We start from the raw sequence: 9182 nt of genomic DNA on the forward strand, positions 1-9182 counted from the left end.
GCCCGGCCGGTCGCGGGTGGGCCGTTGCGCGTTCAGCGGGGATGGGACGTGGTGGCGGCGGTGTAGCCGCGTTCGCCGGCGGACACGTCGAAGTGGAGCTGGTCGTCGCGGGCGCCGACGGTGACCTTCTGCCCGGGTGAGAGCTGGTTCTCCAGCAGCATCCGGGACAGCCGGTTGTCCACCTCGCGCTGGATCACCCGGCGCAGCGGGCGGGCGCCGAACTCCGGCTGGTAGCCGTGCTCGGCGAGCCAGTCGACGCCGGCGGCGCTGAACTCGACCTGGATGTCCTGGGCGTGCAGCCGGCGGCGGGTCTCCTCCAGCAGCAGGCCGGTGATCTGGCGGAGCTGCTCGGCCTCCAGCCGCTGGAAGATGATCACTTCGTCGATCCGGTTGAGGAACTCCGGGCGGAAGTTCTCCTGCAACCGGCGCATCAGCCGCTCCCGCAGCTCGGTGGACTCCTGCTCGCCCGGCTCGCCGGTGGCGAAGCCCACCGTGCGCTGGGCGCCGGTGATCAGCTCCGAACCGAGGTTGCTGGTCATGATCAGTACGGTGTTCTTGAAGTTCACCGTCCGGCCCTGGCTGTCGGTGAGCCGGCCGTCGTCGAGCACCTGGAGCAGGATGTTGAACACATCAGGGTGCGCCTTCTCGATCTCGTCGAGCAGCACCACCGCGTACGGGCGGCGGCGGACCGCCTCGGTGAGCTGGCCGGCCTCCTCGTAGCCGACGTAGCCGGGCGGGGCGCCGACCAGCCGGCTGATGGTGTGCCGCTCCTGGAACTCGCTCATGTCCACCCGGACCATCCGGTCCGCCTCGCCGAAGAGCGCCTCGGCGAGCGCGCGGGCCAGCTCGGTCTTGCCGACACCGGTGGGGCCGAGGAACAGGAAGCTGCCCATCGGCCGGTTCGGGTCGGCCAGGCCGGTACGCGAGCGGCGCACCGCCTCGGACACCGCGCCGACCGCGTCGTCCTGGCCGACCACCTTCTCGTGCAGGTGCCCCTCCAGGCGCAGCAGCCGGTCGCGTTCCTCCTCGGTGAGCTGGTTGACCGGGATGCCGGTGGCCCGGGACACCACCTCGGCGATCTCCTTCGGCCCGACCTCGGGCACCTGGTTGGCCCCGTCGTCGCCGCGGGCGCGGCGGATCTGGTCCTCCAGCTCGGCGAGCCGGTCGCGCAGCGAGGAGGCCCGTTCGTACCGCTCGTCGGCGACCGCCTGCTCCTTGTCCCGGCGTACCTCGTCGAGCTGCTGCTCCAGTTCGCGCACGTCGGAGGCGGGGGTGCGGGTGCGCAGCCGGACCCGCGCGCCGGCCTGGTCGATCAGGTCGATGGCCTTGTCCGGCAGGAACCGGTCGGTGACGTACCGGTCGGACAGCTCGGCGGCGGCGACCAACGCCTCGTCGGTGAACCGGACCTGGTGGTGGGCCTCGTAGCGGTCGCGCAGGCCGCGCAGGATGGCGATGGTGTCCTCGACGCCCGGCTCGGGCACCAGCACCGGCTGGAACCGGCGGGCCAGGGCGGCGTCCTTCTCGATGCTCTTGCGGTACTCGTCCAGCGTGGTCGCGCCGATCACCCGCAGCTCGCCGCGGGCGAGCGCCGGCTTGAGCATGTTGGACGCGTCCATCCCGCCCTCGCTGCCGGCGCCGCCGGCGCCGACCAGGGTGTGGATCTCGTCCAGGAAGATGATCAGTTCGTCCCGGTGGGCGCGGATCTCGTCGATCACCTTCTTCAGGCGTTCCTCGAAGTCACCGCGGTAGCGGGTGCCGGCGACCAGGCCGGACAGGTCGAGCTGGACGACCCGCTTGCCGATCAGGGTCTGCGGCACGTCGCCGTCGCAGATCCGCTCGGCCAGACCCTCCACGATGGCGGTCTTGCCGACGCCGGCCTCGCCGATCAGGACCGGGTTGTTCTTGGTCCGGCGGGACAGGATCTCCACCGCCTGCTCGATCTCGTCGGCCCGGCCGATCACCGGGTCGATCTGGTCCATCCGGGCCAGTTCGGTGAGGTCCTGCCCGTACTGGTCGAGGGTGGGGGTGCCCCGGTCCGGGCGTGGGCCGTTCGCCGCCCCGCGCTCGGCGCTGGCCGCCTGCAACGACTCGGGCTGGATCCGGCCGGCGGAGAGCATCCGGCCGGCGGGCGACTCCGGGTTCAGCGGCAGCGCCATCAGGATGTGCTCGGGGCCGATGTAGTTGGCGCCCATGGCCCGGGAGAGCTGGTGCGCGTCGAGCAGCGCCCGCTTGGCCGCGGGGGTGAGCGACAGGTTCGGCGGCACCTCGCCCCCGGGTGCGCCCTCGGCGCGTCCGCCGAGCGCGTTGACCAGCGCGTCCGGGTCGGCGCCGGCGCGGCGGATGAGGTCGCGCAGCGGCTCGCGCTGCAACGCCGCCCAGAGCAGGTGGTCGGTGTCGAGGTCGTTGCTGTGTTTCTGGGCCGCGCGCCGGGCCGCGTCGGCCAGCATCTCCCGGGCGTCGGCGGTCATCAGGCGGGTGATGTCGACCCGGTGCGCCGGTCGGCGTCCACCCTCGCCCCGGCCGAAGTACCGGGCCAGGAACTCGTCCCACGGGTCGTTGCCGAAGTCACCGGGTCCCATCATCTTCGTCCTCCGCAGTCGGTCGGCACGACCGGGGCGCGGCACCGCGCGGCACGGTCGGCGGTGGCTACCCGAGGGCCGGCGCGACAAACGCGACACCGATGGCAGGCTGGGGGCATGGAGAGCAGACCGTTGCTGGTCGTCGACGGCGCGAATGTGGTGGGCTCCCGGCCGGACGGCTGGTGGCGGGACCGGGCCGGTGCGGCCGCCCGGCTGCGCGACGCGCTGGCGCCGCTGGCCGACGCCGGCGTGCCGCCGGAGCTGCCGCCCCCGGTGCGGGTGGTGCTGGTGGTGGAGGGCGCGGCCCGGCACGTGCCGCCCGCGCCCGGAGTGGAGGTGGTGTCCGCGCCCCGATCCGGCGACGACACCGTGGTGGAGCTGGTCGCCGCCGCGACGGAGCGACGCCGGGTGGTGGTCACCGCCGACCGGGAGCTGCGCGACCGGGTGACCGCGCTGGGCGCGGAGGTACGCGGCCCGCGCTGGCTGGGCCGCTGATCGCCCACCAGTCCCGTTGACGGGACCGGCCGTTCCGCCGGCGGGACCGGCCGACCCCGCGTGGCGCAGTCTTCCCGCACGTCAGGGCCCTAATCGGACACCCGGGCAGGAACGCCGCGTGGGTGGATGTTCGCCCACCCGGTGGGATGGGTTGTAATGGAGATCTCCCTTGCCCCCAGGAGGTCCCCGTGGCGAGCGTCGCCGAGCTGAAGGCCGCCATCGATGTCGCTCTCCAGCAGATCGGTGACGGCCAGACAGCGGTGCAAGCCGCCGGCGAGAAGTTGGCCGAGGCGCAGCAGACCCTGGCCGGCGCGCTGGAGGGCAGCGGCCACGAGACGGTGGAGGCGGCCCAGGCCTCGCTGACCCAGGCCAGCCAGGAGCTGGAGGAGTGTCTCGCCGCGACGCTGGTGGCGGTGGAGCAGGCACAGCTCTACGTCGCGACGCTCTGAAGGGGCGGCCGTGTCCATCGTCGAGGACATCGGCGCGCAGGTCCGCGCCGCCGCCGAGGAGCTGCCGCTGGCGCAGCTCGCCGCCGCGCTGGAGAAGCTCGGCCAGGCCGAGGAACGGCTGCGCTGGGTGCGCCAGGAGTCGGCCGACCCGATGGGCGTGCCGGAGCTGACCGCCGCCACCGAGCACGCCGAGACCGCCGGCTACGCGCTGCGCGTGGCGCAGGAACAGCTCACCGCGTACCTGGCCGCGATCGGGCTGGCCGCCGACGGCGCCCCCACCCCGGCGCCGGGCGAGCGGCGGCCCCGGCACGACGCGCCGCGCGGCGACGCGCCGCCCACGCCGGGCGCGACGCCGGAGCCGGGCGAACAACCGGCGGTACGGCGGTGGTGGGCGGTCCGGGTGGCGGAGCTGACCGGCGGGCGCGAAGGCGCGCCGGAGGAGCCGGACGAGCGCGTCGACGACGCCCGCGAGCTGCTGCGCCGCGTCGTGGTCGGCATCCGCTCCGGTGACCGGGACCGGCTGCACCGCGACCTGCGCGGGGCGCACGCCGACGTCGGGCTGGGGCTGGCCGCCATCGCCCCGCCGATGATGCGCGAGCTGGCCGGTGAGCTGCTCGGCCACCCGCCCCGCGCGGAGGATCTGCCCCGGCTGCGCCGCGAGCTGGACGGCCGGGTCCGCGACCTGCTGCCCGGGCTGCCGCAGCCGGTGCTGGACACACTGCTCACCCGGGTCTGCCGGATGCCCCCGCCGCGCCGCGACGACGGGCAGGAGCAGCCGCACGCCGCCGATCCGGCGGTCACCGCCGGGGTGGTCACCGGCGTGCTGCTCGACCGCCTCGGCCGGGACCTGCCGAAGGACACCGACGAACGGGAGCCCGCCGGTGGCTGACGTCCGCACCCAACTGGTGACGCGGGTCCGGGGGATGCTCTCCGAGGCCATGGGCGCCACCCGTACCCGACTCGCCGACGCCGACGCCGAGCTGGCCGCCGGCCGGGCCCGACTGGACCGTACCCGGCGGGCCGCCGCGGCGGTGCCCGACCGGGTGGGCGCGGCGCGCGACCGGCGCCTTGCCGAGATCGACGCCCGGCACACCGCCCGCCTCGCCGAGCTGGCCCGCCGGGCCGCCGCCGCCGCGCAGCGGGAGGCGCCCGGCGCGGCGTCCGCGCCCTGGGACCGGTGGCAGCCCACGCCCGCCGGCCGGGCCGAGCCGCCGGGCACGGTCCGGATCGGCACGGTACGCATCCCCGGCGTCGAACCGGTGCCGGCGCTGGTCCCCCTGCTCGACGCCGGCCACGCGCACCTGGCCGGCGGCGACCGGGACGGCCTGGCCGCGGTGGTGCCCGCGTTGCTGCTGCGCTCCGTCGGCCGCGCCGACCCGGGCGGGGTACGGCTGCACGGGTACGACCCGGAGCACCTGGGCGGCGGCCTGGCCGGCTTCGCGCCGCTCGGCACCGCCGGCCTGCTCACCTTCGTCGGCCCGGGCGGCCTGGGCCGGCTGCTGGACGACCTGGTGGAGCAGATCCGCCGGATCAACGCCACCGTGCTGGCCGGCGAGTACGCCTCGGTGCGCGAGCTGGCCGCCGCCACCGGCCGGCGCCCGGAGCCGTGGCGGGTGGCGGTGCTGCTCGGCGGCGACGAGTTGTCCCGGCACGAGCGCGGCCAGCTCGACCGGGTGGTGCGCACCGGCGCCGCCTGCGGCGTGCACCTGGTGGTCCGCGGCATCGACCTGCCCGACGACCCGACCGTCACCCGGATCGTGGTCGAGGAGGACGACGCCCGGATCGCCGGGCTGCCGGTGGTGCTCGACCCCCCGCCGCCGCCCGCCCTGGTCACCGAGACCTGCCGGACGGTCGCCTCCCGGGTCGCCGCCGGGCCACCGCCGACGCCCTTCACCGACCTGCTCCCGCCGACCGACGAGTACTGGCGGGAGGACTCGGCGCACGGGCTCAGCGCACCGATCGGCGAGGGCCCGCACGGCCGGCCGGTGCTGCTCACCCTCGGCGACTACCCGCCGCACGCGTTGATCGGCGGGCCGTCCGGCACCGGCAAGACCAACCTGATCTTCGCCTGGATCGGTGCGCTCGCCGCCCGCTACTCCCCCGCCGAGCTGGAGTTCTACCTGCTCGACTTCAAGGAGGGGGTGTCCTTCGCCCGGTTCGCCCAGGGCCGGCGCGACCCGAGCTGGCTGCCGCACATGCGGCTGGTCGGCATCAACGTCAACACCGACCGCGAGTTCGGCCTGGCGCTGCTGCGGTTCCTCGCCGAGGAGCTGCGCCGGCGGGCCGACGCGGCGAAGAAGCACGAGGTCACCAAGCTGGCCGAGCTGCGCGCGGTGGACCCGGCCGGGCACTGGCCGCGGATCGTCGCGGTGGTCGACGAGTTCCAGGCGCTGCTCGCCGGCCGGGACGTGGTCGCCCGGGAGGCCGCCGACCTGCTGGAGGACCTGGCCCGGCGGGGCCGCTCGCAGGGCATCCACCTGGTGCTCGCCTCGCAGGACGTCCGTGGCATCGAGGCGCTGTGGGGGCGGCCCGCCCTGGTCGCCCAGTTCACCCTGCGGATCGCGCTGCCGAAGGCGCTGCGCATCCTGGCCGAGCGCAACGACGCGGCGCAGTCGCTGCCCCGCCACCACGCGGTGGTCAACGCCGAGTCGGGGCTGGCCGAGGGGAACGAGGTGGCCCGGATCCCGTCGGCGAGCGACTGGGAGACCTGGAGCGAGTTGCAGCACCGGCTGTGGCGGATGCGCCCGCAGGACGCCTCCCCGGCCCGACTCTTCGACGGCGACGCGATCCCCCGGCTGGCCGAGGCGCCGGACTTCCGCGCCCTGACCGCGCCGGAGCAGGGTATGCCCCGCAGCCCGGTGGCGCTGCTCGGCGAGATCATCGACGTGCAGGCCCGTTCGGCGTCGCTGCGGCTGCCCCGGGCCCCCGGCCGGAACCTGGCCGTGCTGGGCACCCGGGTGGACGAGGCGTGCGCGGTGCTCGACGCCGCCGCCCGCTCGCTGGCGCGGCAGTACCGCCCCGGCACCGCCCGATTCTCCATCGCCTGCCTCGACCCGGACGCCGACCCGGCGGCCCGCGCCCTCTACGAGGACCTGCCCGGCGACGCGTCCTGGTACGACGAGGAGACGGTGCCGGAGCTGATGGCCGAGGTGGGCGACGGGCTGAGCGCGCCAGGCACGCCGCGTACCCCGCACTTCCTGCTGCTGTACGCGGTGGACGCGGCGGCCGGCGCGCTGGCCGGCAAGGCCGGCACCCGGACCGGGCTGGAGCAGTTGCGCCGGATCCTGCACGACGGGCCGGAGCGGCGGATCCATGTGCTGGCCTGGTGGCGCGGGGTGGCCCGGATGCGGGCCGACCTGGGCGGCGCGGGCGCCCGCACGGACCAGATCGGGGCCTGGGTGGCGCTCGACGTGCAGGGCGCCGAGCTGGGCTCGTCGCTCTACCCGGGCAGTGGTGGGCCGGACTGGTACCCCCGCCCGTGGCGGGGTCTCTACTTCGACCGGGCGGTGCACCGCACCGGACAGGTGATCATCCCTTATGGTCCATCGCGATGAACGAGCCGGTCTCCACTGACACGTACACCGCCCAGATCCGCCGCCTCGCCGAGTTGACCGCCCGGGTGTCCGCGCAGCGGGCCGAGGCGCACGGCTGGTACGCCGAGCAGGTGGCCGCCGCCGAGCGGGCGGTGGCCGAGGCCGCCGAGCAGGTGCGCGCGGCCGAGGCGGAGGTGGCCGAGGCGCAGCGGATGGTGGACCGGGTGGACGGCGAGGTGACCCACCTGTGGGCGCAGCTGCGGGACCGGATCGGTGGTGGCCCTCGGCGGCTGGGTGATCCGCCGGGGCCGGTCCGTGACGCCGCCGGTGACCCGGTGCCACTGCTGCGCGGGGTACGTGAGCTGGTGCAGCGCACCGGCGCGCCGGGTGAGCTGCCCGGCTCGGTGAACCCGCTGCTGATCGCGTGCGGGATCGGCGGTGCGCTGGTGGCGTACGTGCTGGGGCTCGGGGCGCGGGCGTTGGGCGCCGGCTCGGGCGGCGACCTGGCGGTCGGCCTGCCGGTGCTGGCGCTGGTGGTGACGCTGCTCGGCCCGGTGGTCGGGCTGGCGCCGGCCCGGCTGCTGGCGGACCGCCGGCACGCGGTGCTGACGCCCCGCCCGATGATCCTGGTCGGCGCCACCGGCCTGGCGACGACCCTGCTCCTGCTGACGGTCACCTACACGAGCTGACCCCCGGCGCCACCGCAGGCCGTTGATCATGAGGTTGGCGGACGCGGTGACGGCGTGTCGCGCCGCAACTTCATGGTCATCGAGGTCAGGCGGGGGTCAGGACGGCCTCCTTTAGCAGGCGGCGGGTCAGGGTCAGGCGGTCGGCGTCGTCGTCGAGGCCGGGCAGGTCGCCGACCCGGGTGGGCTCGCCGGTGAGCAGGACGCGCAGCGCCGGCTCACAGGTGCCGGGCAGGGTGAGCGTGCGGTCGGGCAGACGCAGCCGGACCGTACCGTCGCCGGTCGGGGCGAGCTGCCAGTGCAGGCCGCCCCGGGCGGTGACCCGGCTGTCGGAGCCGAGCCGGGCCAGCGCGTCGGCCTGGGCCAGCGGCCGGATCGGCGCCGGCCGGGACGCCGGCCACACCCGGGAGCGCAGCCGCGCGGCCACCGCCGCCGGCTCGGCCCGCAGCAGCCAGTCGCGCAGCGCCTCGACGGTCTCGGTCAGCTCCGGCTCGATCGCGTCCGGGTCGGCCAGGTCGAGGCCGAACGGCAGGCCGGCACGCAGCCGGGCGTCCTCGGCGGCGAGGGCCAGCAGTTCCTCCACCACCGCGTACCGGGTCAGCGCCCGGATCCCCACGGTCAGGTGCAGCGAGCTGGACTCCTGCGCCTGGGCGCTGTGCAGCCAGCCACGCGGCAGGTAGAGCGCGTCGCCCGGTTCGAGCACCACGTCGAGCGCGGGTCGCCCGTCGGCGGTCGCGGAGACCTCGTCGGCCCGTCCGCCCCACGGCTGGCGCTCCAGCGGGTCGACCAGCACCGGCGGGTGGATCCGCCAGTGCTTGCGGCCGTCGACCTGGAGCACGAACACGTCGTGGGTGTCGTAGTGGGTGGCGAAACCCTGACTGCCGGCCGGGGTCAGGTAGGCGTTGATCTGCAACGGCTGGGCCAGCGCGGCGCCCAGGTCGCGGGCGAGGTCGACCAGCGCCGGCCAGGTGCGGTGCAGGCCCTGGAGCACCAGGGTCGCGCCGTCGGCGTAGAGCGCCAGGACCTTCTCGTCGAGCACCTGGTCGCCGATCTCGGCGCCGGCGCCACCGCCGCCGGTGTAGCGCGCCGCCGGCACGAGCTGGCCGTCCTTGGCCACCCGCAGGAACGGGGTACGCAGGCCGCGACGGCTGAGCAGCTCGTCGGCGTCGGCGGGGCTGAGCAGGTCGGTGAAGCCGTCCGGGTTGGGCAGGTCGGCGGCCCGGGACAGCAGCGGGCTGCGCCCCCAGTGGTCGGCGGCGAACTTGGCCGGATCGACGGCCACGCAGCGGGCCAACGCCGCGGCGGCGGAAGGCGGAACCGCCGGGCGGCCGTGGCCACCCGGCGGGTCGACGTGCGTCATGGTCATGCGTCAGGCGCTGCCGTCGGCGCCACCGTCGTGCTGACCCGGGGTCGCACCGCCGTCGGCCGGGCCCTCCGCGC

At 75.8% G+C, this 9182-nt stretch carries 7 protein-coding genes; 5 read left to right on the plus strand and 2 right to left on the minus strand.

Translation table 11 applies throughout. From position 1 onward, the window contains the following. Positions 1-32 precede the first annotated feature (32 nt). Positions 33-2582 (minus strand): ATP-dependent Clp protease ATP-binding subunit, encoded by a 2550-nt coding sequence (locus B1205_RS25065; protein WP_089157848.1) that lies wholly within the window; start codon positions 2580-2582, stop codon positions 33-35. A 114-nt stretch (positions 2583-2696) separates the two neighbouring features. Between B1205_RS25065 and B1205_RS30050 the strand changes: the two genes are divergently transcribed. From B1205_RS30050 to B1205_RS25090, 5 genes are all read left to right on the plus strand, one after another. Next, entirely contained in the window at positions 2697-3074 is a 378-nt protein-coding gene (locus tag B1205_RS30050) for a hypothetical protein (RefSeq protein WP_089157849.1), read from the plus strand. A gap of 188 nt (positions 3075-3262) precedes the next feature. Beyond that, positions 3263-3523: a hypothetical protein gene (locus tag B1205_RS25075; protein ID WP_030504016.1), complete on the plus strand. Its 261-nt coding sequence runs from the start codon at positions 3263-3265 to the stop codon at positions 3521-3523. A gap of 10 nt (positions 3524-3533) precedes the next feature. After that, positions 3534-4412, plus strand: coding sequence for a hypothetical protein (locus tag B1205_RS25080; protein ID WP_089157850.1), 879 nt, complete (start codon positions 3534-3536; stop codon positions 4410-4412). Next, positions 4405-7077 (plus strand): FtsK/SpoIIIE domain-containing protein, encoded by a 2673-nt coding sequence (locus tag B1205_RS25085; RefSeq protein ID WP_089157851.1) that lies wholly within the window; start codon positions 4405-4407, stop codon positions 7075-7077. Before B1205_RS25080 ends, B1205_RS25085 begins: the two co-directional genes overlap by 8 nt. After that, entirely contained in the window at positions 7074-7745 is a 672-nt protein-coding gene (locus B1205_RS25090) for a hypothetical protein (RefSeq protein ID WP_089157852.1), read from the plus strand. The genes B1205_RS25085 and B1205_RS25090 overlap by 4 nt, the downstream gene beginning before the upstream one ends. An 85-nt stretch (positions 7746-7830) precedes the next feature. Here B1205_RS25090 and B1205_RS25095 read toward each other — a convergent pair whose 3' ends face one another. Then, entirely contained in the window at positions 7831-9102 is a 1272-nt protein-coding gene (locus tag B1205_RS25095; RefSeq protein ID WP_176308793.1) for a cupin domain-containing protein, read from the minus strand. Positions 9103-9182: the final 80 nt, after the last annotated feature.

Origin of the sequence: Micromonospora sp. NBS 11-29, assembly GCF_002140155.1 — a bacterium.
Classification (GTDB): Bacteria; Actinomycetota; Actinomycetes; order Mycobacteriales; family Micromonosporaceae; genus Micromonospora.